Below are 25,370 nucleotides of genomic sequence, written 5' to 3'. Positions count from 1 at the left end.
CTTGCTGCTCATCGGGCAGGCTCACCCTTTATATGGTGCCGAAGCTGAGTTTCGCTACCCGCTCGCGCGATTTACGAGCGTTTTACAGGGCTTACTGAGACGCATCCGCCTTGATCGGCTGAACGACCCTGGCGCGCGGCTTGGCCGAGGTCGGCGTGACCTTGGGCGCGTCTTCGACCGACCAGCTCGCGGCCTCGAGCTCGCCCATGCCAACCATAGTGCGCACGGAGACGCGGATGGGGAACAGCACCCGCTGTCCCTCCACGGGAGCCAGCCACACATTCATGTCCTTGTTGTCCTGCATGAATTTGGTGGCGGGCCGCTCGGACCTGTGACCGGCGATCGGCACCCAGCGGGCATTGCAGACCAGGACGGGGCCGGAATAACCCGGCAGCTCGACGTTCTTCGTCTCAGCGTAGGAGAGGATGACGTCCTGGCGGGTCGCCCCATCGAAGACCGGAAGCGTGCGGTTGCAATTGGCCTCGTCGGTGAGGCTCTTCGACGCGACGGCCGGCATGATGAGGGCGCTCAAGGGGTCGATGACCCCCTTCTTGTCCGCATCCTTCACGGGCACACGGTCGGATTTGGGCTCGACGGGCGGATTGATCTCCAGCTCCTTCACATTGCCGGAGGCGAGGCCCATGCGCACCGTGCGCAGATCCTTCGAGGATTTCGACGTGACGGCGAAGCCCTGGGGCTGAAGCTGTGCGCCGGCAATCGTGCCCGAGGCGGTGCCCGACCCCTTGCCGCCGGTGAAGAGCCGGACGAGCCCCGTCATCTTCACATTGCCTTGAAGCTCGTATTTCGGGCCCGTGAAGGTGGACGACAGGTCGACCTTCCCGATGGGCAGGCCCGCCAGGGACAGGTCGTAATTCACCGTGAGGGTCTGGGCATGGGCCTGCGTGCCGATACCGGCAAGAAGCATGGCCGTGAAGGCGGAGGCGATGAGGCGCATAGGGCTATCCCGAAAGTCCATTCTGTTGCATCGCATGTGAATCGGAATAAATGATGACCATGATGTTGCAAAAAAACGAGATGCGACGTCGCACTATTCTTGACGGGGTGGGGGTTTTCAGCCTATAGCCCTGCACCTTCCAAGGACTTCTGGTGTCCGGCCGCGTGGGATCTGCGTTGAGGCAAACCCGCGAAATCGAAGCCGCGACCCTATATGACGATAGGATTGAACCCATGTCGCGCCGTTGCGAACTGACCGGCAAGGCCGTGCTGAGTGGCCACCTGGTGAGCCACTCTAACCGCAAGACGAAGCGGAAGTTCCTGCCGAACCTCTGCAACGTCACGCTCCAGTCCGATACCCTGCAGCGCTCCGTGCGCCTGCGCGTGTCCGCCCATGCTCTGCGTTCCGTCGAGCATCGCGGCGGCCTCGACGCCTTCCTCGCGAAGGCTTCGGCTGACGAGCTGTCGAACACCGCCCTCGGTGTGAAGCGTGAGATCGAGAAGAAGCTCGCCGCTGCGAGCTAATCTCGGTTTCGTGAAAAACTTTGCGCAACGGGCGGCCTCGCAGCCGCCCGTTTTGCGTTGCCTCTATGGCCTAGCTGCCGCCTAGGAAGGCCTGATCATGATCAAGACCGGACACCGCGACTTTCTCATTGCGCTTTTCGCGATGACCCTCGTCGTCCTCTCGTCGAATATTCTGGTTCAGTATCCCTTCCATCATCTGGGCCTGGGCGACTACCTGACCTGGGGCGCGTTCAGCTACCCCTTCGCCTTCCTGGTGACCGACCTGTCGAACCGCCGCTTCGGTCCCAAAGGCGCGCGCCGGGTGGTCTATGCGGGCTTCGTGCTGGCCGTGGCCTTGTCGATCTATCTCGCCACGCCGCGCATCGCCATCGCCTCCGGCGCCGCCTTCCTGTGCGCCCAGCTTCTCGACATCCGGATCTTTACCCGCCTTCGCGGCCATGCCTGGTGGATGCCACCCTTCGTATCCTCTGTGATCTCCTCGGGTCTCGATACGGCGATCTTCTTCTCGTTCGCCTTCTATTGCGGCATCGTCCCAGGCCTCGGGATGACGATCACCGATGCGCTTAGCCAGGCCGGCATCGCGGATGAGTGTATCGCCCTGCCCTGGATGAACCTGGCCGTGGCCGATTATCTGGTGAAGCTCGCGCTCGCTGCCCTCTCGATCGCCCCCTACGGCGCGATCCTGCGGCTCATGCGCTTCGACGCGAAGCATCACCATCACCGGACGGCCTGAGCGCCCTGGAACCCGGCCCCGTTTTCACGAATATAGGCCTCAGTTGCGAACCCGTGGGATGTCCGCACCCCTGGCATCACCAGCGGCGGCAACTCCAGCAACTGCAGGTCCCTGACGACCGCATTTGAGACGGCGCAGGTCCGCACCCGGCGTGGGAGCATCGGCCTTCAGCATACGAAGATTGCCAACCGGAGCGGTGGCTCCCGAGAGGCCGGCCTCAAAGAGTTCCTTCGTGATCCGGGTCCGCGTCGCAGCGCTGGGAGAGCCGAGGACCACAGCGACGACACGCCTGCCTCCGCGGACGGCCGAGGCCGCGACATTGAAGCCGGATGCGCACACATATCCCGTTTTGGTCGCCTCGAGAGCGGCATAGCCCTCGATGAGCTTGTTGGTGTTCTTCAGCATGCGGCCGTTGACCGTGATCGACGGTGTTCTCAGCAGATCGGCATGATCCGAATGATAGCTGAGGACGGCGAGCATGAGGACGGCCATGTCCCTGGCATTCGTTACCTGTCGATCATCATGCAGCCCATTGGCATTGACGAAGCGCGTTCCGCTCATTCCAAGGCGGCGGGCCTCCGCATTCATCCCAGCTACGAACGACGCCTCACTGCTGCCGATGCCTTCCGCAATTGCGAACGCCACGTCGTTGGCGCTCTTGACCATCATGACACGCAAGGCGTCCTCCAGACGGAGAGAGGTGCCCTGTGGAACGCCCAGCTTCGTTGGGGCCTGAGCCACGGCCCGCTCGCTCAAGACGATGGGCGTATCCATGGTCAGCTTGCCGGTTTCGACGGCCATGAGGGCAAGATGCGCCGTCATCAGCTTGGTCAGCGATGCCGGGTGCCAGGAACGGGTGGCCTCCTGGGCTGCCAGGATGTCGCCGGATGACGCATCCACCAGCAGCAGGGGCGCGGCGCCTGCCGGGACGGTCGTCAGGAAAAGGCCAGCGGCCAGCAGGATCGAGGGCGCCTTCATAGCCCGATGGTGGCCCGAACCTTGGCCGCCCGCAAGCAACGGTGAGCGCACTACCTCGAAATCGCCAGGCCGGCGGACTCGGCTGCTTTTCTATTTGTTCGTGAGAGCTTCGAGACGCCGGCACTCTGCGATGCACGCTTCCAGACCGGCCCTGATCCGCTCGGCCGTCTCCAGATCGAAATTGATGTAGTTGTTCGGCGAACCCTCGGCTCCTGCGTATCCATCCGGAAGCATTTTGACGCCCACGAAGTACGAGGCATCGTCCAGCCCCTTCTTCACGCGCCACTGAAACAGCGATGTCGATACCTGACCCTGCAGGGGTTCAGTCTCGTAAAGGATTTCACCTAGCAGCGAGCCTATGGCCCCCGACTTGGCAAAAAACTCCCTGATGGGCTTCCACATAAACACCGCACCTCAGCCAAATTCGATAAAGAGCTATCCTATAACAGGTAGGATAGCCATCTCGTCAGCGAGCACTTGGATCTTGTGGAGCTAAAGAACCTCTTCCGCGTAAGGCGGGTGGGGAATGGCCTGATGGGCGGCGCGCAGCGCGGCGGACCAGCGCTCGCGCAGGTCGCGGAAATAGGGTTCGTCTTCCTGAATCCGGTAAGTGATCTGGGACTTCAGCGCATCGCGCTTGGCCACCACGATGTCGATGGGCAGGCCCACGCCGAGATTGGACTTGAGGGTCGAGTCCATGGAAATGAGGCTGAGCTTGAGAGCTTCCACCAGTTCCGTTTGATAGGAAATCGCGCGGTCGAGAATCGGCTTGCCGTATTTCGGCTCGCCGATCTGCAGGAAGGGCGTGTCTACGGTGGATTCGATGGCGTTGCCCGCAGCATAAATCTGGTAGAGCCGCATCTGCCCCTGCCCGATCTGGCCTGCGAGCAACATGGTCACATCGAAAGTCATGCTGCGCTTTTCCAGCTCGGCGCCGTCGATGGCATAGACCTGGCGGATAACGCGGCCGACGAGCTGGGCGGCCTTGAACATGCTGGGCACATTCATCAGCGTCTCGATCTCCCCCGTTTCCGGGTTCTCGATGCCGTCGGCCAGCAGCGACAGGACGGATTGGCTCGCCGAAAGATTGCCCGCGGTCGCCAGCGTGATGAGCCGCTCGCCAGGCTTCTCGAACACATGCAGCTTGCGGAAGATCGCGATGTTGTCGACGCCCGCATTGGTGCGCGTATCCGCGATCATCACCAGGCCATCCTGCACGAGGATACCAACACAATACGTCATGGGTGCTCCCCCTGGTGCCTTCTGATCGAGCTGCAGCTTTACGGCCATTCTCACGCCTGCGACTGACGGGCGCTCTCGATCCTCAAACGAACGTCGAGCGCCTCACGGGAGATACCGTAATAGCTGCCTCGCACGGGGGCCGCATCCAAATAATCGAGGCCGATGGCCAGACGCACGTAGTGTTCCGTTGCGGAAACACCATTGGTCGGATCGAGGCTGACCCAGCCGAGATCCGGAATGAAGGCCTCTACCCAGGCATGCCCAGCCTCCTGCACGATCTCCCCAGGCTTGTGGAGATAGCCGGACACGTAGCGGGCTGGAATTTTCAAATGCCGGGCAGCAGCCAGAAAGACATGGGAAAAGTCCTGGCAGACTCCATGCCCTGCGGAGAAGGCCTCTGTCGCTGTGGTGCCGGAATGCGTCGCATCCGTATCGAATCGCAGATGCGCATGAATCGCGTTGTTCAGCGCATGGGCCTTGTCGAGTAGGCTGGAGACGTGCCCGGTCGCCTTGTCCGCGAAATCGCCGATGGCGGTGCTCTCCCGGCTCAGAGGCGTTGGCCTGAGATAGAATATCTCGGGGAAGCGCTCGACCCCTCCCCTCACCACGCCCGCGGTTTCTGTGGTTTCGATTTCGCCCGCGACCCGCAGGGTGATCTGATCGACAGGGCCCGCCACGAAGAGGCTGTGAGCGATATTGCCGTACCAATCCTCCCGCCGCAGGAGCTTGGCCTCGCAATCGACATCCAGCGTCCAGGACAGAACGGTCTGTCCCTCATGCCCGCGGGGCGTCAGGCGCAGCAGCTGGATCGCCGATTTCGCGGGCTGGTCGTAGGTGTAGACGGTTTCGTGTGTGATGCGGATGCGCATGATCAGCCCAGGTATTGCTGCGAGATGGCAAAACCGAGCCGGTTGTTCTCGGCGATGAACTCCTGCAGGAACTCGTGCAGCCCATCTTGGAAGATATCGTCGATGCTCCGGTTCACCAGACGGGCATGAATGGAGCGGGCCTGACGCTGCGCCGCACCCGATGTGCCGTAGCGATGCGCGATGTCATCGAGATGACGGGAGAGGAGACCGTAGCAGGCAGCGAGTGAACGCGGCATCTCCTCGCGCAGGATCAAAAGATCCGCCACGAGCCAGGGACGCAGGTTCTGGTGATAGACCCATTGGTAGCTCACCAGCGCCGAGACGGAGCGCAGAATGGCCGCCCATTGATAATAATCGATACCGCCGCCGACCTCCGCATCCTTCGGCAACAGCACATGATACTTGACGTCGAGCACCCGCGCCGTGTTGTCGGCGCGCTCGATATAGACGCCGAGCCGAGAGAACCAATACGCATCGTTGCGCAGCATCGTGCGCATGGCCGAGCCGTCATAGCGAAGCGAGGCTTCCTTCACGAGATTGAGGAAGCGCGGCAGCTCCTCCACCTTGATCGACTTGGCTTTGTAACGGCGCAGATCGAGCCATGCGGAATTGATCGCCTCCCACATCTCGGACGTGAGCGCGGAGCGCACGGAACGGGCGTTCTGCCGCGCCGTATTGAAGCAGCTTTGGATGCTCGATGGATTGGCTTCGGAGAAGGCCAGGAACTCGATGACATTTTCAGGCGTCACATCGCCGTGCAGCACGCGGAACTGGTCAACGCCTCCGGCTGTGATGAGTGCGGATTCCCACTCGTTCGTCATGTCGCCATGATAGGAGATCGGCATCGAGGCCATGCGATAGGCGACATCGAGAATGCGCGCGGTGTTCTCCGCTCGCTCTACGTAGCGGGAAAGCCAGTAGAGGCTGTCTGCATCACGACTCAACACGGCAGCAACTCCACACTCATTCGCTAAGCACCCAGGTGTCCTTGGTGCCACCACCCTGGCTCGAATTCACCACCAGCGATCCTTCCGTGAGCGCGACGCGGGTCAAGCCGCCCGGCACCAGCTTCACGCCGTCGCGTCCGCTGAGCACGAAGGGACGCAGATCCACATGGCGAGGCGCGAGACCCTTCTCCGTGAAGATGGGGCTCGTGGACAAGGCCAGCGTCGGCTGTGCGATGTAATTGTCGGGAGCAGCCAGAATGCGGGCGCGGAAATGCTCGCGCGCTTCCTTCGTCGCATGCGGGCCGACCAGCATGCCGTAACCGCCCGAGCCGTTGACCTCCTTCACTACCAGTTCGTGAAGGTTGTCGGCCACGTAGGACAAGGCCTCCTTCTCACGGCAGCGCCAGGTCGGCACGTTCTTGAGGATCGGCTCCTCGCCCATGTAGAAGCGCACGATGTCGGGCACATAAGAGTACATGGCCTTGTCGTCCGCCACGCCCGTTCCCGGCGCGTTGGCGATGGCGACATTGTCGGCGCGATAGGCGGCGATCAGACCCGGCACGCCGAGCGCCGAGTCGGGCCGGAACACGAGCGGATCGAGGAAATCGTCGTCGATGCGGCTGTAGATCACGTCCACACGCTTCGGACCTTCGGTCGTGCGCATGTAGACGACTTCGTCGCGCACGAAGAGATCGCGTCCTTCCACCAGCTCCACGCCCATCCGGTCGGCGAGGAAGCTGTGCTCGTAATAGGCGGAGTTCAGCGGGCCCGGCGTCAGCAGGACCACCGTCGGCTCCCCCGAACTGCTCGCGGGCGCGACGGATTTCAGCGTGCCCAGCAGCTCGTTCACATAGTTCTCAATGGGGCGGATGCGCTGCATTCCCACGAGTTCCGGGAAGAGGCGCATCATGACCTCCCGGTTCTCCAGCATGTAGGAGACGCCGGAGGGCGTGCGTAAGTTATCCTCGAGAACGTAGAAATCCTGATCGTCCACGCGGACGATATCGACGCCTGCCACCTGCACGTAGATGTCGCTGTTGAGCGAAAGCCCATGCATCTGCGGCCTGTATTGGGGATTATGATAGACGAGTTTCCGGCGGGATGATCCCGGCGCGCAGGATCTCGCGCGCGCCGTAGATATCCTTCAGGAACATGTTGAGCGCCTTCACGCGCTGCTCCAGCCCGCGCGATAGCCGCTTCCATTCATCCCCTGAAAGGATGCGTGGAATGATGTCGAACGGGATCAGCCGTTCCTCGGCTTCCGTTGCGCCATAGACCGCGAATGTGATGCCGACCCGGCGGAAGAACAGCTCCGCTTCCTCGCGGCGGTGTTCGAGAAGCTGCGGCGGGGCGGAGGCCAGCCATTCCTGCAACACGCGGTAGGCCTCGCGGCTCTTGCCGTCATGGCCGCTCATCTCGTCGAAGATCGCTCGTGCCGTCACCAGGTCTGCCGCCTCCCCATGGACAGAAAGTGCAAAGATTTGCGCCACTTCCATGAAAGAGAAGCTTAGTTGCCTAAATCGTGGGATCGCAAGGGATACTTGGAGGGGAGGACGGGCAGGCCATGATGAGAAAAAGGGCAATTGCCTTTTCCAAAGGCAGACCAAGTCTCATGCCGTAAGGGCAAATTCCAGCAGCAGAGTACGTTGCAGGCTGGTGTTGAAGTTGTTGTCCGAGATCAGGGAGATCACGGTCTCCGAGCCCTCCCGATGAACGGCCAAGCCTTCCATGTTGTCGATGTGATGCGAAGGCTCGCTCTCATAGATCACATCACCTTCGAGCCGAGCCCCGACCCCAATGGCGGAGCTTGCCACGCGGCGCAGCCGGCAGCCAAAGCCCCCGAATATCGAGAAGCGCCGCTCCAGAAGGATCATGTCGCCATTATCCATGAAAGCGAGATCGGTCACGTCGTAGCCATTCGCGCGCACGACCTCGAAAGTACCTTGCCGCGAGCCGGTAAGGACAAAGCCCTTGCCGCCTTCTGCGATGCCGATGAGTGCGCCTGCCAAAGGCGAAAGCTGCGGCGCGACGCCAAGAGCCTCCAACCCGCCGTTGGACGGCAGGCCCTTCATGTCCTTCGGCACCGAGATCGGGACGCCTTCAATCGGGGAACCGGCTTTGTTGCGTCCGAAGCGGACGACCGCATGGTTTCGCTCGACGCCTACGAAGACAGCTTTGCCTGAAACGGCCAGGCTCTCCGTGTCGTAATAGCGCGACCGACGCAGGGCCTTGCCATTGTCGAACAGCAGCGGCGCCATGATGGCATCGGAAAGCCCCGACAGCCTGCCATCCGCCGTTTCGATGCGAGCTTTGAGGAACTGCGCGTTGTCGGCAAGCGCAATCAAATCCTGCCCCTTCGCCGAGCGCCACAATCCCGAGAAGCCGCCGAAGGCTGACGTCTCCGATTTCAGGTCAAGACCGGAGCGGAAGAGCAGGGAGCCGAAGCGGTTGCGGTCGGGGTCGGTATTGGAGAGGCGGCTGATGGGCTCGGCCCGCACCACGACGGGTGTGGCATTGCCGAAGGCCTGCGGGCGCTGCGCGAGCGCGATCTTGTCGCTTAAGAAAGCGGCGGCGGTGGCGACACCACCGCCGATCAGCAGATTGCGCCGGCTGAGCAGCCTCACGCGTGCGCCCGGCGTCGAGGCGCCGCGCCCCGCGAAGGTTGCGCGTTCTCCTCGAACAGCTCCGCGAGTTTTTCGGTCATCACGCCGCCGAGTTCCTCCGCATCGACGATGGTCACGGCGCGGCGATAATAGCGCGTCACGTCGTGGCCGATGCCGATGGCGATGAGTTCGACAGGAGAGCGGGTCTCGATTTCCTCGATGACGTAGCGCAGGTGCCTTTCGAGGTAGTTGCCGGGATTGACCGAGAGCGTCGAGTCGTCCACCGGCGCGCCATCCGAGATCACCATCAGAATGCGGCGCTGCTCGGGGCGGCCGAGCAGGCGCTTGTGCGCCCAGTCGAGCGCCTCGCCGTCGATGTTCTCTTTCAGCAGGCCTTCGCGCATCATCAGGCCGAGATTCTTGCGCGCGCGCCGCCAGGGTGCGTCGGCCGACTTGTAGATGATGTGGCGCAGATCGTTGAGGCGGCCCGGATTGGCGGGCTTGCCGTTCTGCAGCCACATCTCGCGGGCCTGTCCGCCCTTCCACGCCCGCGTCGTGAAGCCGAGGATCTCGACCTTCACGCCGCAGCGCTCCAGCGTGCGCGCGAGGATGTCGGCACAGGTGGCCGCCACGGTGATCGGACGTCCGCGCATGGAGCCTGAATTGTCGATGAGCAGCGTTACCACCGTATCGCGGAAATTGGTGTCCTGCTCCTGCTTGAAGCTCAGCGGCTGGAACGGGTCCATGATGATGCGCGGCAGGCGTACGGGATCGAGCGTGCCTTCTTCGAGGTCGAATTCCCACGACCGGTTCTGCTGCGCCATGAGACGGCGCTGAAGGCGGTTGGCGAGGCGGCCCACCACGCCCTGCAAATGCGCGAGTTGCTTGTCGAGATAGGCGCGAAGGCGCGTCAGCTCGTCGGCATCGCACAGGTCTTCTGCGTGGATGACCTCGTCGAATTTGAGGGAATAAGCCTTGTAGTCGGGCCCGCGCGCTTCGTTGGCACGGGACGGCGGACGCCAGGATTCTCCGGCCTCGTCGGAATCGGCCTCTTCGGCTTCCTCGGGCAGCTCGCCGGAAGGACCATCGGCCTCTTCCGTCGCGCCGTCCTCCATGTCGTCGCTGGAATCCTCGCTGATTTCGATATCAGCCCGGTCTCCTTGCGATTCCTGTTCGGATTCGCCCTCGCCCTGCTGTTCCTGCTGTTCGGATTCGTTGTCTTCCTCGTTCTCCTCGTTGTCCTCATCCAGGGCCACATCATCGGCCATGTCGAGGGAGGAGAGCATCTCGCGGATGCCGCGGGCGAAGTCGCGCTGATTGTCGATGTTCTTGAGCAGGCTGTCGAGGTCGCGGCCCGCGCGTTCCTCGATGAAGTCGCGCCAGAGATCGACGATCTTGGCGGCGGATGCGGGCGGCTTCGCGCCGGTCAGGCGCTCACGCACCATGAGCGCCAGCGCGTCCTCGAGCGGCGCGTCCGCGCGGTCGGTGATCTCTTCATATTTGCCGCCGCGATGATAGCGGTCTTCCAGCATCGCCGTGATGTTGGAGGAAATGCCCGACATGCGGCGGGAGCCGATGGATTCCACGCGCGCCTGCTCGACCGCGTCGAACACCGCACGGGCGGCCTGACCCTCGGGCGCAAGGCGGCGGTGAAGACTCGTGTCGTGACAGGCGAGGCGCAGTGCCATGGAATCCGCATTGCCGCGCAGGATCGCCACGTCGTTCGCGGTGAGCCGCCGGGGCGGCTCGGGCAGGCGAGCCTTGTCCTGGCCCATGAGCACCGGACGGTCGGAGGCGAAGGCCACTTCGAGATCGGGCTTGCGGGCGATGGCCTTCATGGCGCCGGCGATGGAGCGCTTCAGCGGCTCCGCCGGCGCTTCCTTCTTCTCACCCGGCTTGCGGTTCGAGATGGACATAACACCCCAATCGTTATGATCTTACCGCCTCAACGAGGCTGCACGTCGGAATTCGGTTGTGTTCACCCTCAAGGAACGTGAGCACGTAAACTCGCTCCGCGTCAGTATCTGCGCGTAGTGTAGGCACGGCATATCCCGAAAGAGCACCATACGACACCTTATTCCGCTCGAAAGCATCAGGCGCTGAAATTCCACCCGTGAACAGTCCCTCAAACGTAACTTCCGATACTGTGCGGAAATTGGACTTCTTCCAGAGGTGAACCCTATAGGTCGGGTCCATATCTAGAAAGGGATCTCTCGGCTGGTTCGGATATTCGCCCATCAGTTCAATGGTTTGGCCTATATTCGCTTGTAGGCATTTAAGAAATTCTTCGGTATCGAGCTTTTTGAAGCCATCTGGCTGATTAAACCGATGTGAGGTCTCGTAGACAAAGGCAGCACTAACAAGAATTAGACCACCTATTGTCAAAAGCCTCCCAGATACCGGCATTTTCTATCAGCTCAGCACCATGTTCACGGCGCTCTCCGGCAATTCCTTGCCGAAGGAGCGCTGGTAGAATTCGGCGACCAGCGCGCGCTCCAGCTCGTCGCACTTGTTGAGGAACGTCACGCGGAAGGCGAAGCCAGTGTCGCCGAAGATCTCGGCGTTCTCGGCCCAGGTAATCACCGTGCGCGGGCTCATGACGGTGGAGAGATCGCCGTTCATGAAGGCCGAGCGGGTGAGGTCGGCCACACGAACCATCTTGTTGACGATGTCGCGACCCTCCGGATTCTGCTGGTAATGCTTCGCCTTGGAGAGGACGATGTCCACTTCCTTGTCGTGCGGCAGGTAGTTGAGGGTGGTGACGATCGACCAGCGGTCCATCTGGCCCTGGTTGATCTGCTGCGTGCCGTGATAGAGGCCCGAAGTGTCGCCGAGACCAACCGTGTTGGCGGTGGCGAACAGCCGGAAGGCGGGGTGAGGACGGATCACGCGCTTCTGGTCGAGCAGCGTGAGCTTGCCCGATTGCTCCAGCACGCGCTGGATCACGAACATCACGTCCGGGCGGCCCGCATCGTACTCGTCGAAAACGAGAGCGACGTTGTTCTGGAGCGCCCAGGGGAGGATGCCGTCCTGGAAGGCGGTGACCTGCTTGCCGTCCTGAAGCACGATGGCGTCCTTGCCGACGAGGTCGATACGAGACACGTGGCTATCCAGGTTCACGCGCACGCAGGGCCAGTTGAGGCGGGCTGCCACCTGCTCGATATGGGTCGATTTGCCGGTGCCGTGATAGCCCGTGATCATTACGCGGCGGTTGCGGGCAAAGCCCGCCAGGATGGCCAGCGTCGTCTCGCGGTCGAACAGGTAATCGGGGTCCAGATCGGGCACATGCTCTTCGGCCTGCGAGAAGGCAGGCACTTCGAGATCCGAGTCGATGCCGAAGACCTGTCGCACGGACACTTTCATATCCGGCAGGCGGGTCGTTGTATCGGTTTGTGCCGTCATTGGGGCCTCTCGGTCGGATGTTTGTTTCGTTGATGCCATGGCTTCTTAAACCCCATGGCTGCGCGGCGCAATTTCCTAAAAAGCCGGGGTCACCTGCAGAAAAGTCTTATGGGTCAGCACAGACCGGCGCTTTTCAGGATATCATGCGACTTGATGATATCCCGCAGCCGCTCCTCGAAGGAACGGTCGCCGCCATTGGCGTCCGGGTGGAACCGCTTCACCAGGGCCTTGTATTGAGCCTTGATGGCAGGACCATCGGCGGTCTCGTCGAGACCCAGGATGTCGAGCGCCCGGCGCACCGCCCCTGAATAGCGGGGACGCTTCGGCTCCGGATTGCTCCGGCGGGCCCTGGTCTTGGTGAAATCCTCACCCCGGAGGATCCCCAGCGGGTCCACATAGGCCCAATCCCGCGTCTCGCCCTTGGTTCCCTCATCCTTGCCGGAGGTGTTCACGCCCATGGCCCAGGTGGGGCGATGACCGATGACGGCATCCTTCTGGTAGGCCGCCACCGCCGAATCGGACATGCCGGTGAAATAGTTGTACGAGGCGTTGTACTCGCGCACGTGCTGGAGGCAGAAGCGCCAATACTGGCCTTCCCGGTCCCGCCCCTTGGGCGCGCGGAATTCGCCCGCGGCCTTGCAGGCGGGGTGCTCACAGACAGGACCCTTGACCTCCTGCGGTTCGTCGCTGGAAGACTTGATCCGGATACGGTCGAAAAAAGGCGAGTTGAGATCCATGATTCAGCGATTATGAGGGGCTAGGAGCCTTCAGCCAAGGCCTGAGAGCTTTTCGCCGCAGACCCGTTCAAAAAGGTTTACAAGAGCATCGTGCAAAAAGTGGATCCGGTTTTTGCCGGACCGATGTTCTAACTAAAGGAGAAAGCATCGGATTCGTCCCAGAAGTGCAAGTCCACTTTTGGGTCCGATGCTGGAGGCAGCATGACCCTAACCGATTGGATCACACAGAATCTGCAGGAGCGGTTGCAGCCCTCCGCGCTCACCGTCACCGACGAATCGGAGCAGCATCGCGGCCATGGAGGCTGGAGGGAGGGGGGTGAAACTCACTTCCGTCTTTATATCGTGTCGGACGCCTTCTCAGGCAAGAGCCGCGTGGAGCGTCACCGCCTTGTGAACGACGTTCTGAAAGGAGCCTTCGACAGAGGTCTGCACGCCCTGGCGATTCAGGCCAAGGCGCCGGGGGAGTAAGGCTCCCCTCTCGTCATGGCCGGGCTTGTCCCGGCCATCCCGATCCGAAAAGCGATACGCATCAATCAATCGGGATCACCGGCACAAGGCCGGTGACGTCGTGAAGCGCATAGCTTCGGCAGAAGCGTCTATTTGATCCGCTCCAGCACGCTCACGTAATTGGCCACCGCCGCGCCGCCCATGTTGAAGATGCCGCCGAGCTTCGGGTTCTGCACCTGGATGCCGCCGGCCTCCTCGCAGAGCTGCATGGCGGAGAGCGCGTGCATGGACACGCCCGTCGCGCCGATGGGATGGCCCTTGGCCTTGAGGCCGCCGGACGGGTTCACCGGCAGCTTGCCGTCACGGTTCGTCCAGCCTTCCTTGACTGCTATCGCCCCCTGACCGGGAGGCGTGAGCCCCATCGCCTCGTATTCGATGAGTTCCGCGATGGTGAAGCAGTCATGCGTCTCGACGAAGGAGAGATCGGAGAGCTGGATGCCTGCCTGGTCCAGGGCCCGGCGCCAGGCCTCCGCGCAGCCTTCGAACTGGACGATGTCCCGCTTCGACATGGGCAGGAAATCCTGCGCATGGGCCGTGGCGCGGAAGGCAACCGCCCGCTTCATGCGAAGCGCGGTTTCCGTATCGGCCAGAACGAGGGCGGCGGCGCCGTCCGACACGAGGGAGCAATCCGTGCGCTTAAGGGGGCCGGCGACGAAGGGGTTCTTCTCGCTCTCGGCGCGGCAGAACTCGAAGCCAAGATCCTTGCGCATCTGCGCATAGGGATTGTCCACGCCATTCTTGTGGTTCTTGGCCGCGATCAACGCCAGCGCATCGGACTGGTCGCCATGGCGCTGGAAATAGGAGCTCGCGATCTTGCCGAAGACACCTGCGAAGCCGCCGGGCGTGTTGCCGTCTTCTTGCACATAGGAACAGCGTAAGAGGATGTTGCCGATCTCAGGCCCCGGCGTCTTCGTCATCTGCTCGACGCCGACCACGAGCACGGTCTTGGCGCGTTTGGCCTCGATGGTCTTGATGGCCTGATGCACGGCGGCGGAGCCGGTGGCGCAGGCATTCTCCACCCGGGTCGCGGGCTTGAAGCGGAACTTGTCGCTCGTCTGGAACACCAACGATGCCGTGAAATCCTGGGGCGAGAAGCCGCCGTTGAAATGGCCGAGCACGACCTCGTCCACATCCTCCGGCCCGATCCCCGCATGCTCCAGCGCCTCGCCGGCGACACGGGTGATCAGGCTCTCGACCGTTTCCGTATCGAGCTTGCCGAAGGGGGTATGGGCCCAGCCGACGATACAGGCTGTCATGAGCGTCTCCTGATAAATTGTTTCTTGAGCATAAGGTGGAATGGTTCGCACCGTTCGGCAAGCCGCCCAGGCGCGCTCGCGCCCCTTGAATTTGCCGCAGCTTGGGCCTCCATGGAGGCTCAAGAACGAATCGTCGGACATATCTCATGCGTCTTTGTGTTTTCTGCGGCTCCAGCGCGGGCCAGGATCCCGTCTATCTCGAAACCGCCCGCCTGCTCGGCGAGACCTTGGCGCGAAACGGGATCGAGCTTGTCTATGGCGGCGCGTCGGTCGGCCTCATGGGCGCTGTTGCGGATGCGGTGCTGGCGAATGGCGGCCGCGTGATCGGCGTGATGCCGCAAGCCCTCGCCGACAAGGAGATCGCGCATGCGTCTTTAAGCGACCTGCGGGTGGTCGGCTCCATGCATGAGCGCAAGGCGATGATGGCGGAGCTCTCCGACGGGTTCATCGCCCTGCCCGGCGGCCTCGGGACGTTCGAGGAATTGTTCGAGGTCTGGACCTGGGCGCAGCTCGGCTATCACAAGAAGCCCTGCGCCCTGCTCAATGTCGCCGGCTTCTACGACAAGCTCGCGGATTTCCTCGACGACGTGGTGGAACGCGGCTTCGTAAAGCCCATTCACCGCGCCATGCTGATCGTGCAGGACGAACCGGCGGCCCTGATCGACGCGATCCGCGCCTACGAGCCGCCCCGAGTCGATAAATGGATCAAGGCCGGGGAGCGCTGAACGGCTGACCCGCCATTAGGCTTTGTAGCCACCCACGCCCTCGCCCAAATGGGCGTTGTTCGCCTCGCGGACTTTCGCCGCCGCCTCATCGTAGAGGAAGGGCAGGAAGACGAAGCGGCGGCCGGATGTGACCTTCGATACTGCGTGGAGCATCGGGGTCGTGAACACCACGGCCCCGCCGAGAGGGGCCTTGTAGCTGCGCGGGCCATATTCCGGGAAGCTCACCTCGCCGCCCTCGAAATCGGCGTTGAGGTTGATCGACACCGCAAAGCGGCGATGCGCCGTTCCCTTGGTGGTGTTGTCCCGGTGCGCACGGAAATGCCCGCCGTCTTCGGCTGCATAGCAGGAGACGATGTAACGCTCCATGCGGGTCGGCGTGAAGAAATGAATCTTCTGGATCTCGGGATTCACGCGGCGGATGATGCGGCGCTGGACCTGAGTGATCAAATTCTGATCCTCAATCGTGTAGTCCTTGCGGCGCTTGTGATTGGGATCGTGCGCCGCCACGGTCTTGCCGTTGACCTCACGCATGAAGCCGGATTCCTCACCACCATGCTTCTCGTAAAGCCCGATCAGGTGACGGCAGAACTCGGGCTCGAACACGTCCGGGACGATGAGGATCGGCGCAAACATCTCGAAGCCCGCGAAACGGTCCACGGGAGGCAGATCGCGCAGGTAGGCCATGACCTCCTCGCGGTCGCTGCCGTCCGCCCTGAAGGGGAAGATGGCACGGATGCGCATGGTCGGGTTGAGCACCATCCAGAACCGACGCATCGGAACTGAGCCCTGGGCGTTTGTGGAATTTTGAGGGACGGAACCGTAAAGGCGGCTGACCTTGCCGTCGAAATCCCAGAAATGGCGAATGCCGGGGATGGACTGCGTGGCCTTGTTCTCGCTCTCGTCGCTCGGGTCCGCGCTTACGCCGAAGATCGAGATCTTATCATCGTCGAAGAGAGACCGATGGTCTTCCTGGAAGGTCCTGAGAGCCGCGCGTCCGATCTCGTCGGAGGCCGTACCGAAGAAGCAAAGAACGAGATAGCGACCGGCCGCCGTCTCGAAATGAAATTGCGGATTGCTGGTCGAGTTCTGGTGGAACCACGGTGCGGGATCGCCTACCTGAAGGTCGCGATAGGTGGGCTTTTCATTGGATGGAGCGGTATCCGTGGCCATGAACAATTTCCGATGTGAGCGCGAATGCAATAATATTCGATACCATCCGGTTGCCGTTGCGACAAGAAAGGAGGACTAAAAACCATCTCATCCTTCAAACCGCGCCGCTCTTGCCACTCTCTTGCCACGGAATTCGTTAGAACAAGGGCATGCGGGTAGAGATCACGCCATTCACCTAGTCAAAGCTACGGTTTGGCGCTAAAAATATAGTCCAGCTAGCAAGCGGGACTCTAAAATCCCCTCTCCGACCGTCGTGTGATGCCCTTAGGAGTCGTTCCGTATGAACGTTAGCCGCACCCTCCGTGTGACCGCTTTCGCCTTTGCTGCCCTCGTGAGCGGCCCGGCCCTGGCGGCTGGCGGACCTGCCCTCGTGGTCGAGGTCGAATCCGGCCGAGTCCTGCATGCGGAGAAGGCCACGGACCCCTGGTTCCCGGCCTCCATCACCAAGCTGATGACGGCTTACGTCGCCCTCGACAAGGTGCGCAGCGGCCAGATGAGCATGGAGACGCTCCTGACGGTCACCGACACCGCTGCCGCGCTGCCGCCCTCCAAAATGGGCTTCAAGCCAGGCACGGAGATCCGCCTCGACAACGCCCTCAAGATCATGATGGTGAAGTCGGCGAACGATATTGCCGCCACCATCGCCGAGAATATCGGCGGCTCCATCGACGGCTTTGCGGAGCTGATGAACGCCCATGCCCAGCACCTGGGCATGAGGAACAGCCATTTCGCCAATCCGCACGGCCTGCCCGACGAGCGCAACCAGACGACCGCCCAGGACATGGCGATCCTGGCCCGTGCGCTCCTGCGCGAGTTCCCGGACCACCAGGATCTGTTCCATATCGGCGCCGTCCAGTTCGGCCGCCGCATCATGCGCAACACCAACGGCCTCATCGGCCGCTATCCCGGCGCCGACGGCATGAAGACCGGCTTCATCTGCTCGGCGGGCTTCAACGTGGTGGCCAGCGCCACCCGCAACGGCCGCCACCTGATCACCGTCGTGATGGGTGCGCCTTCCGCCAACGAGCGCACCATGAAGGCGGCGGAGCTGTTCGACCGCGGCTTCAACAGCAAGGTGAACTTCACCAATCCCGAACTGGCCGCCCTGCCCGCCTCCGCCAACACCACGCCCCCGGACATGCGCCCGGTGATCTGCGACCGTCGCGGCCCGATGCCCCAGGAGGAAGAGGGCACGCCGGTAGCGTCCGAGGATACAGGCGTTCCGAATCTCTTCTCCTCCGAAGTCATGGCCTTTGCGGGCGACGCCCAGAAGCCCGTGCGCACCGTGCTCGGCCCCCGCACCGCCGTGGTGCCGGAGCGGGTCTGGGTCGGGCTGAATCCTCCGAGCGAGGCCGAACTGGCCGCCCAGGCTGCAGCCGAGGAGGCTGCCGAAAAGGCCCGCACCGCAAAGAAGAAGACCGCGACGCCGAAGAAATCAACCAAGCAGGCCGTGTCCAAGGAGTCCGACGCCACAGATGACGAGGACACCAAGACCACCAAGGGCAAGGGCCGCGTCACGGTCACCGTCAAGCCGGTGAGCGGCCAGAGCAAAGCCGGCGACAAGAAGCCCGCCGAACAGAAGGCCACCACCAAGCCGAAGGCGCAGAAGGCCGAGGCCGCATCCAAGCCGAAATCGGCGGCGAACTGACCGTTCCGCATTGTTTTCCCAGAACGCCCGGCCCTCCAGCCGGGCGTTCTGCTTTCTCGGGTTTGTCCTTGCATTCACCCCCGATCCGCGCGAACGGTGCGAGCCTGACAAGATGAAGTGACATGCCGCGTTCGACCCACGCCACGGGCCTCGCCTTCGCCCTCGTTTCCGCCAGCCTCTACGGCTTCAACATCGTCTATGCACGGATGGCATCCTTTGCGGGCGCCAGCGGTTCGGCCATCGTGGTCTACCGGGTGCTGCTGATGCTGGGGCTGGTCACCCTCGTGGCCTTTGCCGCGCGCTGGTCGCTGCGCATGGCCCGTGAGGAGCGAGGGACGATCCTGCTGCTCGGCATCTCCACAGCCCTGGTAGGACTCTGCTACCTCTCCTCCGTGGCCTTCATTCCGGTCACGGTCGCAGCGGTGGTGTTCTACACCTTCCCGATCCTGATCGTGCTCGCCAGCCCCTTCGTGGAAAGAACGCGGCTCACCCCGACGCTGATCGGCGTCGCGGCGATTGCCACGCTCGGCGTGATCCTGGTCGTGGGACCTGCCCTCGGTGATCTCGACTGGCGCGGCCTAGCCCTCGCCTTCGGCGCCAGCGTCGCGACCGCGTTCCAGTTCTTCGCCGCCGCCCGCTGCCGCAGGACCGGCGTGGTGGCGAAAGTGTTCTGGATTCACGTGATCGTGCTGCCGACCGCTTTTCTCATCAGCCTGGCGACCGGGCAGCTTGCTGGGCCATCGACGCTCGCGCTCGCGCCTCTGGCTGTCGGCCTGACCATCGGCGGCTACATGTTCGGCTTCATCCTGCAATTTCTGGCGCTGGGGCGCATCTCTGCTGTTGCCGCCGGGATCATCTATTGCACCGAGCCGGTCGTGGCGGCCGTCTCATCGGCGCTCATCCTGCAGGAGAGCCTTGCGCCCCTGCAAATCGCGGGTGGCGCCCTTGTGCTCGCCGCCATCATCGCCAACGTTCTCCTGGAACAGCGCCATTTGAAGAACGCACCCCTGGTGCCCATCGCGGATTGAAGCATGACGGACAAGCCGATGACCCCTCCCGCCCCGATCCCGCTCACGATCCTCACCGGCTTCCTCGGTGCCGGAAAAACGACGCTCCTCAACCGCATGCTGAAAAGCCCGGCCATGCAGGACAGTGTTGTGATCATGAACGAATTCGGCGAGATCGGCCTCGATCACCTGCTCGTCGAGACGGTCGATGAAGGCATGGTGCTGCTCTCCGCGGGCTGCCTCTGCTGCACCGTGCGCGGCGATTTGATCGCGACGCTCGAGGACCTTCTGCGCAAGCGCGACAACAACCGCATCCTGCCTTTCAAGCGCGTGATCATCGAAACCACGGGCCTCGCGGATCCGGCGCCGATCCTGCATGCGGTGCTCTATCATCCCTATCTTTCCATGCGCTACGCGGTAGAGGGCGTAGTGACGGTGATCGATGCGGTGAATGGTTCCGCCACTCTCGACGCCCATCGCGAGGCCGTGAAGCAGGCTGCCGTCGCGGAGCGCATCGTGCTCGCGAAGACAGACCTCGCGTCCGATCAGCAAGTCGTCACCGCCTTGCGCGAGCGCCTGCATCAGCTCAATCCCGGCGCGTCCATTCTAGATGCGGATGTGCCGGTCGAAGACATCATCGCCGGCGGCCTCTTCGGCATCGACGGCAAGATCGCCGATGTCGCCGATTGGCTGAAGACGGAGGCCGTGGAAGCGGCCGAGCGGGAAAGCCATGCCCATCAGCACGGGCACCATCATCACGGCCATCATGGGCACGATCATCATCACCACGATGTGAACCGGCACGACGAGCGCATCCGCGCTTTCTGCCTCACGAGCGACCAGCCCATCCGCCAGGGCACGCTCGACATGTTCCTCGACCTGCTGCGCTCATCGCAAGGCACGAAGCTGCTGCGCGTGAAGGGCCTCGTGGCTCTCGCCGAGGATCCGGAGCATCCGGTGGTCATTCACGGCGTGCAGCATGTGATCCACATGCCCGCCGTGCTGCCGCGCTGGCCAAGCGAGGACCGCCGCAGCCGCATCGTCTTCATCGTGGACGATCTGGAGCGTGAGACGGTCGAAAAGCTCTGGAACGCGTTTCTCGGCAATCCCGCCATCGATCAACCGGATGCGGCGGCGCTTTCGGACAACCCGTTGTCGTTGAGGCGGTAGGCCTTCGAAGCTCGCATGATCTTTTCGGAAAACCGGTTCCCACTTTTCGCTGGCGCGGACCGCTGGTTCCGGATCATGCGTTAAGCCGCCATCTGCGAGCGCTGCGCCCAGCCGGTCATGGAGCGCTCCGCATAAGCCGTGATCGCGTACATTAACACGCCGAGCACCGCGAGCACCAGGAGGGCAGCCCAGACGAGCGGCACCTCGAAGGCGGCGGAGGCACGGGTGAGCAGGTTGCCGATGCCGACATTCGAGGCGTTCTGCTCGCCGATGACGGAGCCTACATAGGCGAGCGTGATCGCCACTTTGAGCGAGCCGAAGAAATACGGCATGGCGCGCGGCACGCCGACCTTGAACACGATGTCCTTCTTCGAAGCGCCGAGCGCGCGCAGCACGTCCTCCATCTCGGGCTCCACCGTCGCGATGCCGGTGGCGACATTCACCACGATGGGAAAGAACGAGATGAGGAAAGCGGTCAGCACTGGCGGCACCCAGCCGACGCCGAACCAGAATACGAGGATCGGCACCACGGCCACTTTCGGCACCGAGTTGAAGCCGACAAGCAGCGGATAGGTGCCCGCGTTGATGAGACGCGACGAGCCCAGCACCATGCCGAGTACCAGGCCGAAGCCAACCGCGAGGCCGAAGCCTGCCAGGGTCATCCAGAGCGTGTGCATCGCATGATAGGCAAGCTGAGTGCGGTACTCCCACACGGCCGCGAGAATCGTGGAGGGCGCGGGCAGGATGAAGCTTGAAATCTTGAGGACGTGGCAGGCGAGCTCCCACAGCAGAAAGAAGCCGATAGTGAAGACGTAAGGAGCGAGGGCGAGTTGGTTCTTGCTTTTCATGGAATGCTCAAGCCGCCTTGCGCGCCTGCGCGATGTGATTGCGCAGCTCATGGACGAGTTCGGAGAATTCCGGTGTGTAGGTGATCTCGAGATCGCGTGGACGCGGGAAGGGCACCTCGCGCTCGGCCACGATCCGTCCGGGACGTGAGCTCATGCAGAAGATGCGGTCGGCCAGGAAAGCAGCCTCGCGCAGGTCGTGCGTCACCAGGATGATCGTGACCTTCTGCGCCGCGTGCAGGTCACGCATCACGCACCACAACTCCTCACGCGTGAAGCTGTCGAGCGCACCGAAAGGCTCATCCAGCATGAGCAGTTTCGGCTCGTGGATGAGCGCGCGGCACAGAGAGGCGCGCTGCTGCATGCCGCCGGAGAGCTGCCACGGAAATTTATCGCCCTGCCCTTTCAAACCGACCTGGGCGAGAAGGCTCTCAGCCCTCGCGACATATTCCTTCTTGTGCTTGCGCAGCCGTGAGCGATGCGGCTCCACGATCTCAAGTGGCAGCAGGATGTTGTCGAGCGTCGTGCGCCAGGGCAGCATCGTCGGGTTCTGGAACGCCATGCCTGCGAGCTTTACCGGCGCGACGACCTGCTTGCCATCGACAATGACCGTTCCCTCGCGCGGAAACTGCAGGCCGGTCGCAAGCTTCATCAAGGTGGACTTGCCGCAGCCGGAGGGTCCGACAATCGCGGCGAACTCGCCCTCGTTGATCTTGAGGTTCAGGTCCTTGACCGCGGGCACGCCGTCCTCGGCGCGGGCATAGACATGAGTGACCTTGTGGATGTCGACGAAAACCGGCAAAGGGCGCTCCGCTAAATATCCTCCCCTTGAGGGGGGAGGATCGGCTCGTAAGAGCCGAGGTGGGGTGGGTAGCGCCGACCTTGCAGAACGTAACGCTTCCCACCCCACCCCGCTCGCTATGCTCGCGACCTCCCCCTCAAGGGGTGGGTGATCAACGAAGCGGAATACTCAATTCACCTTCCGCTGGTCGGCGGCGGGCAGGAACTCTTCCGTGAACACGCCCTCAACCGTGGGCTTTGCCTTGTAGGTGAAGGTCAGGCCGATTTCGTCGAGCGCTTTCGCGAAGCGGGCCTTGTCGATGCCGCCGAAGCCGTTCTCCTTCACCCACGGCGTGATCATGTTTTGCTCGAGCACCATCTTGAGGCGCTCCAGCTCGACTTCCTTCTTCGCGACGTCGTTGCGCTTGATCACGGAATCGACCGCGCTCGACGGGTCCTTCAGCGTGTCGTGCACGCCCTTCATGATGGCGCGCAGCAGGCCCTTCACCGCTTCCGGCTTTTCCTGCGCAAATTTCTGCGAGACGATGATGGTGTTGCCGTAGAGGTCCACGCCGTAATCGCTCATGAGCATGACGACGATGTCGTCGGCCGGAACGCCGCGGGACTTGAGGTTGATGTAGGAGGACATGGAGAAGCCGAAGACCGCATCGACCTCGCCCTGCGCCAGCATCGGTTCGCGTACGGGGAAGCCGACATTCTCGAACTTCATGGTGGAATCGTCGATCTTGTTCACGGCCTTGAAGATCGGCCATTGCGCATAGGCGCCGTCGGCTGCCGGGGCGCCCATCTTCTTGCCTGCAAGGCTCGACACCTCCTTCGAGATGCCGCGGCTCTTGCGTCCGATGATTGCGAAAGGCGGACGGTCGTAGATCACCATCACGGCCTTGATGTCGGTGCCGGGATTCTCGTCGCGAAAGCGCACGAGGGAGTTCACGTCGCCGAAGCCCACATCATAGGTGCCCGATGCCACGCGCGAGATCGGCTCGCGCGAGCCCGAGGCCGGATCGATCGTCACATCGAGGCCCTCGGCCTTGAAGTAGCCCTTGTCGAGCGCGACGGCGAAGGGTGCCGCCGGGCCTTCCCAGCGCCAGTCCAGACTGAAGCGTACCGGCGTCTGAGCCTGTGCGGCTGCGGAGCCGAGAAGCAAAGCTGCTCCCGCCAGCAGACCCATGCTCCACCGCTTCTTCGTCGAACGTTCAGACACCATCACCGTCACCTCTGTTTTATGGTCTGCTCCCGGAATATCCGGGAGGCGGAGCAGCTTGGCCGTCTTCGTGCCTTTTGCCCGGTTCTTGACCATGCAAGCAGAACGGCGCTCAGGGTCAAGCCTCTTGCCACGGCAAAACTGCCTGCCAGCCCAGCATTTGGCTTAAGATTGAGCAAAATTCATTTTCGAGACGGCACTCTTGACGCGGGAGCTTTTCCTACCCACTTTGGCGATATCGGTGACCGGGCCCCTCTGGCAGGACGCGAACATGCGCCTGTGATGTCGGAGCCGATGCTTGAACTTAAAGCAATCATAGGTCCGGTTATCATGCCAGAATTCCTCTTAGTGGAATGGCTGGGAAAACCCGTCTGGATGTGGACGGCTTTCCTGAGCCTTGTCGTTTTTCTCCTCGCTTTCGATCTCGGTGTCCTGAACAGAAAGGACAAGGAGCTCGGCGTGAAGGAGAGCCTTCTCCTGTCCGTCTTCTACATCACCATCGCGGTGCTGTTCGGCGCTTATATCTGGTGGTCGTTCGAAACCGGCCTCCTGGTGACCGAGGACGGAACCCATGCGGGCATTTCGTACTTCACGGGTTTCTTCATCGAGAAGTCCCTGTCCATCGATAACGTCTTCGTGATCTCGCTGATCTTCAGCTATTTCGCGATCCCCCGGAAATATCAATATCGAGCCCTCGTGTGGGGCATCATCGGCGTCATCATTCTGCGCGGCATCATGATCGCGGTAGGCGCTGCCCTGGTGCAGGAATATGCCTGGATGCTCTATCTCTTCGGGGCGTTCCTCATCGCGACCGGCATCAAGATGCTGCTCGTGCCGGAAAGCGAGCCGAATATCGACAAGAACGCGATGGTCCGCTTCATGCGCAAGCATATGCGCGTGACGAACCGCTTACACGATCAGCGCTTCTTCGTGCGCGAGCCCGATACGAAATCCGGCAAGCTCGTCGTGTGGGCGACGCCGCTTTTCCTGGCGCTCGTGGTGATCAACATCGCCGACCTGATCTTTGCGGTGGACTCGGTGCCAGCGATCTTCGCCATCACCACCGACACCTTCGTGGTCTACACGGCCAACATCATGGCTATCCTCGGCCTGCGCGCGCTCTACTTTGCGCTCGCCGCCATGGTGCACCGCTTCCACTATCTGAAATACGCGCTGGCTCTCGTGCTCGTCTTCATCGGCGGCAAGATTTTCTGGAATCAGCTCGTGGGCAAGCTCGCCCCCACCATCTCGCTCGGCGTAACTCTCGCCCTGATCGCGGGCGGTGTCGTCTTCTCACTGTGGAAGACGAAAGACGAACAGGAAGTCATTTCCGGCTAACCACCCTTAGAGCATCGTACGCAAAAGTGGACCCGGTTTTGCGCGCGAACGATGCTCTCACTCAGAGAGAAAGCATCGGATTCATCCAAAAAGTGCAAATCCACTTTTTGGTCCGATGCTTTAGCGACCGTCATCACCGGCCTTGTGCCGGTGATCTCGTTCTGAAGAGCGTAGCGCTTCTCAGTATCGGGATGGCTGGGACGAGCCCGGCCATGACGCGACGGATGTCACACCGGCAGCATCCCGTCGCTCTTCACTTCCTCCATCACCGCGTAGGTGCGCGTTTCCTTCACGCCCGGGAGCGCCAGCAGAATCTCGCCGAGGAAATGCCGGTAGGCCGCCATGTCGGCGACCCGTGTCTTCACCAGATAATCGAAGCCGCCCGCCACCATGTGGCATTCCAGAACCTCGGGCGCGCGCTTCACGGCCTCGGCGAATTTCTCGAAGACATCCGGCGTAGTCTTGTCGAGGGAGACCTCCACGAAAACCAGAAGCTCCAGGCCGAGCCGGTGCGGATCGAGCCTCGCCCCGAAGCCGGCGATATAGCCCTCCCGCTGGAGGCGCTTCACCCGGTCGCTTGTGGATGTGGGCGAAAGGCCCACTTTTTCGGCAAGGTCCACGGCCGAGATCCGGCCATCCTCCTGCAGGAATTTCAGGATCTTCCGATCGATCCGGTCCATATCCGCCATTTTCACGGCCTTCTCATCAT

General features: G+C 62.2%; 24 protein-coding genes and 1 pseudogene. 8 read left to right on the top strand and 17 right to left on the bottom strand.

The genetic code is table 11. From position 1 onward, the window contains the following. Positions 1-91 precede the first annotated feature (91 nt). Positions 92-955: a DUF3108 domain-containing protein gene (locus AB4Y85_RS12845; RefSeq protein WP_441985292.1), complete on the bottom strand. Its 864-nt coding sequence runs from the start codon at positions 953-955 to the stop codon at positions 92-94. A 233-nt stretch (positions 956-1,188) separates the two neighbouring features. On the opposite strand from AB4Y85_RS12845, the gene rpmB reads away from it, so the two are divergent. Further along, positions 1,189-1,479 (top strand): 50S ribosomal protein L28, encoded by a 291-nt coding sequence (gene rpmB, locus AB4Y85_RS12840; RefSeq protein WP_441985291.1) that lies wholly within the window; start codon positions 1,189-1,191, stop codon positions 1,477-1,479. A gap of 97 nt (positions 1,480-1,576) precedes the next feature. Beyond that, entirely contained in the window at positions 1,577-2,212 is a 636-nt protein-coding gene (locus AB4Y85_RS12835) for a queuosine precursor transporter (RefSeq protein ID WP_441985290.1), read from the top strand. A gap of 39 nt (positions 2,213-2,251) precedes the next feature. Here AB4Y85_RS12835 and AB4Y85_RS12830 read toward each other — a convergent pair whose 3' ends face one another. The 10 genes and pseudogenes from AB4Y85_RS12830 to AB4Y85_RS12785 all read right to left on the bottom strand — a co-directional run bounded on the left by AB4Y85_RS12830 (position 2,252) and on the right by AB4Y85_RS12785 (position 12,990). Continuing rightward, positions 2,252-3,241, bottom strand: a complete 990-nt coding sequence (locus AB4Y85_RS12830; RefSeq protein ID WP_441985289.1) for a D-alanyl-D-alanine carboxypeptidase family protein — start codon at positions 3,239-3,241, stop codon at positions 2,252-2,254. A 39-nt stretch (positions 3,242-3,280) separates the two neighbouring features. After that, the gene (locus AB4Y85_RS12825; RefSeq protein ID WP_441985288.1) at positions 3,281-3,592 is read right to left on the bottom strand and encodes a hypothetical protein; all 312 of its coding nucleotides are present in this window, start codon (positions 3,590-3,592) and stop codon (positions 3,281-3,283) included. A 90-nt stretch (positions 3,593-3,682) separates the two neighbouring features. Further along, positions 3,683-4,432: a peptidase gene (locus tag AB4Y85_RS12820; protein ID WP_441985287.1), complete on the bottom strand. Its 750-nt coding sequence runs from the start codon at positions 4,430-4,432 to the stop codon at positions 3,683-3,685. 50 nt (positions 4,433-4,482) lie between these two features. Next, complete coding sequence (locus AB4Y85_RS12815) at positions 4,483-5,301, bottom strand: transglutaminase family protein (RefSeq protein WP_441985286.1); 819 nt, start codon at positions 5,299-5,301, stop codon at positions 4,483-4,485. Positions 5,302-5,303: 2 nt separating this feature from the next. Then, entirely contained in the window at positions 5,304-6,248 is a 945-nt protein-coding gene (locus AB4Y85_RS12810) for an alpha-E domain-containing protein (protein ID WP_441985285.1), read from the bottom strand. A 16-nt stretch (positions 6,249-6,264) separates the two neighbouring features. Continuing rightward, positions 6,265-7,663: pseudogene (locus AB4Y85_RS12805) on the bottom strand (circularly permuted type 2 ATP-grasp protein). A gap of 195 nt (positions 7,664-7,858) precedes the next feature. After that, a complete protein-coding gene (locus tag AB4Y85_RS12800; RefSeq protein ID WP_441985284.1) occupies positions 7,859-8,872 on the bottom strand; it encodes an esterase-like activity of phytase family protein in 1,014 nt (337 codons plus the stop codon). Next, complete coding sequence (cobT, locus tag AB4Y85_RS12795) at positions 8,869-10,767, bottom strand: cobaltochelatase subunit CobT (protein WP_441985283.1); 1,899 nt, start codon at positions 10,765-10,767, stop codon at positions 8,869-8,871. Before cobT ends, AB4Y85_RS12800 begins: the two co-directional genes overlap by 4 nt. A 496-nt stretch (positions 10,768-11,263) precedes the next feature. Next, positions 11,264-12,253, bottom strand: coding sequence for a cobaltochelatase subunit CobS (gene cobS / locus AB4Y85_RS12790; protein WP_441985282.1), 990 nt, complete (start codon positions 12,251-12,253; stop codon positions 11,264-11,266). A gap of 113 nt (positions 12,254-12,366) precedes the next feature. Further along, entirely contained in the window at positions 12,367-12,990 is a 624-nt protein-coding gene (locus tag AB4Y85_RS12785) for a J domain-containing protein (protein ID WP_441985281.1), read from the bottom strand. Positions 12,991-13,191: 201 nt separating this feature from the next. Here AB4Y85_RS12785 and AB4Y85_RS12780 point away from each other — a divergent pair, with 201 nt between their 5' ends. Beyond that, positions 13,192-13,458 (top strand): BolA family protein, encoded by a 267-nt coding sequence (locus AB4Y85_RS12780; protein WP_441985280.1) that lies wholly within the window; start codon positions 13,192-13,194, stop codon positions 13,456-13,458. A gap of 128 nt (positions 13,459-13,586) precedes the next feature. On the opposite strand, the gene AB4Y85_RS12775 is transcribed toward AB4Y85_RS12780, so the two are convergent. Continuing rightward, positions 13,587-14,753, bottom strand: a complete 1,167-nt coding sequence (locus tag AB4Y85_RS12775) for an acetyl-CoA acetyltransferase (RefSeq protein ID WP_441985279.1) — start codon at positions 14,751-14,753, stop codon at positions 13,587-13,589. 146 nt (positions 14,754-14,899) lie between these two features. On the opposite strand from AB4Y85_RS12775, the gene AB4Y85_RS12770 reads away from it, so the two are divergent. Continuing rightward, entirely contained in the window at positions 14,900-15,478 is a 579-nt protein-coding gene (locus AB4Y85_RS12770; RefSeq protein ID WP_441985278.1) for a TIGR00730 family Rossman fold protein, read from the top strand. A 15-nt stretch (positions 15,479-15,493) separates the two neighbouring features. Here the strand turns inward: AB4Y85_RS12770 and AB4Y85_RS12765 are convergent, their stop codons facing one another. Beyond that, positions 15,494-16,648, bottom strand: coding sequence for a 2OG-Fe(II) oxygenase (locus tag AB4Y85_RS12765; protein WP_441985277.1), 1,155 nt, complete (start codon positions 16,646-16,648; stop codon positions 15,494-15,496). Positions 16,649-16,928: 280 nt separating this feature from the next. Here AB4Y85_RS12765 and AB4Y85_RS12760 point away from each other — a divergent pair, with 280 nt between their 5' ends. The 3 genes from AB4Y85_RS12760 to AB4Y85_RS12750 all read left to right on the top strand — a co-directional run bounded on the left by AB4Y85_RS12760 (position 16,929) and on the right by AB4Y85_RS12750 (position 20,473). Then, entirely contained in the window at positions 16,929-18,296 is a 1,368-nt protein-coding gene (locus AB4Y85_RS12760; RefSeq protein ID WP_441985276.1) for a D-alanyl-D-alanine carboxypeptidase family protein, read from the top strand. 122 nt (positions 18,297-18,418) lie between these two features. Then, positions 18,419-19,324, top strand: coding sequence for an EamA family transporter (locus tag AB4Y85_RS12755; RefSeq protein ID WP_441985275.1), 906 nt, complete (start codon positions 18,419-18,421; stop codon positions 19,322-19,324). A 3-nt stretch (positions 19,325-19,327) separates the two neighbouring features. Beyond that, positions 19,328-20,473 (top strand): CobW family GTP-binding protein, encoded by a 1,146-nt coding sequence (locus AB4Y85_RS12750; protein ID WP_441985274.1) that lies wholly within the window; start codon positions 19,328-19,330, stop codon positions 20,471-20,473. Positions 20,474-20,553: 80 nt separating this feature from the next. Here the strand turns inward: AB4Y85_RS12750 and AB4Y85_RS12745 are convergent, their stop codons facing one another. From AB4Y85_RS12745 to AB4Y85_RS12735, 3 genes are all read right to left on the bottom strand, one after another. Further along, entirely contained in the window at positions 20,554-21,321 is a 768-nt protein-coding gene (locus tag AB4Y85_RS12745) for an ABC transporter permease (protein ID WP_441985273.1), read from the bottom strand. Positions 21,322-21,328: 7 nt separating this feature from the next. After that, complete coding sequence (locus AB4Y85_RS12740; RefSeq protein ID WP_441985272.1) at positions 21,329-22,120, bottom strand: ABC transporter ATP-binding protein; 792 nt, start codon at positions 22,118-22,120, stop codon at positions 21,329-21,331. A 168-nt stretch (positions 22,121-22,288) separates the two neighbouring features. Further along, entirely contained in the window at positions 22,289-23,326 is a 1,038-nt protein-coding gene (locus AB4Y85_RS12735) for an ABC transporter substrate-binding protein (RefSeq protein WP_441985271.1), read from the bottom strand. Between the two features lie 327 nt (positions 23,327-23,653). Between AB4Y85_RS12735 and AB4Y85_RS12730 the strand changes: the two genes are divergently transcribed. Then, positions 23,654-24,661, top strand: coding sequence for a TerC family protein (locus tag AB4Y85_RS12730; RefSeq protein ID WP_441985270.1), 1,008 nt, complete (start codon positions 23,654-23,656; stop codon positions 24,659-24,661). A gap of 227 nt (positions 24,662-24,888) precedes the next feature. On the opposite strand, the gene AB4Y85_RS12725 is transcribed toward AB4Y85_RS12730, so the two are convergent. After that, positions 24,889-25,350, bottom strand: coding sequence for an Lrp/AsnC ligand binding domain-containing protein (locus tag AB4Y85_RS12725; protein WP_441985269.1), 462 nt, complete (start codon positions 25,348-25,350; stop codon positions 24,889-24,891). Positions 25,351-25,370 lie beyond the last annotated feature (20 nt).

The organism is Microvirga sp. 2YAF29 (genome assembly GCF_052114605.1).
Classification (GTDB): Bacteria; Pseudomonadota; Alphaproteobacteria; order Rhizobiales; family Beijerinckiaceae; genus Microvirga.
This window is presented reverse-complemented; position numbering and strand designations above follow the sequence as displayed.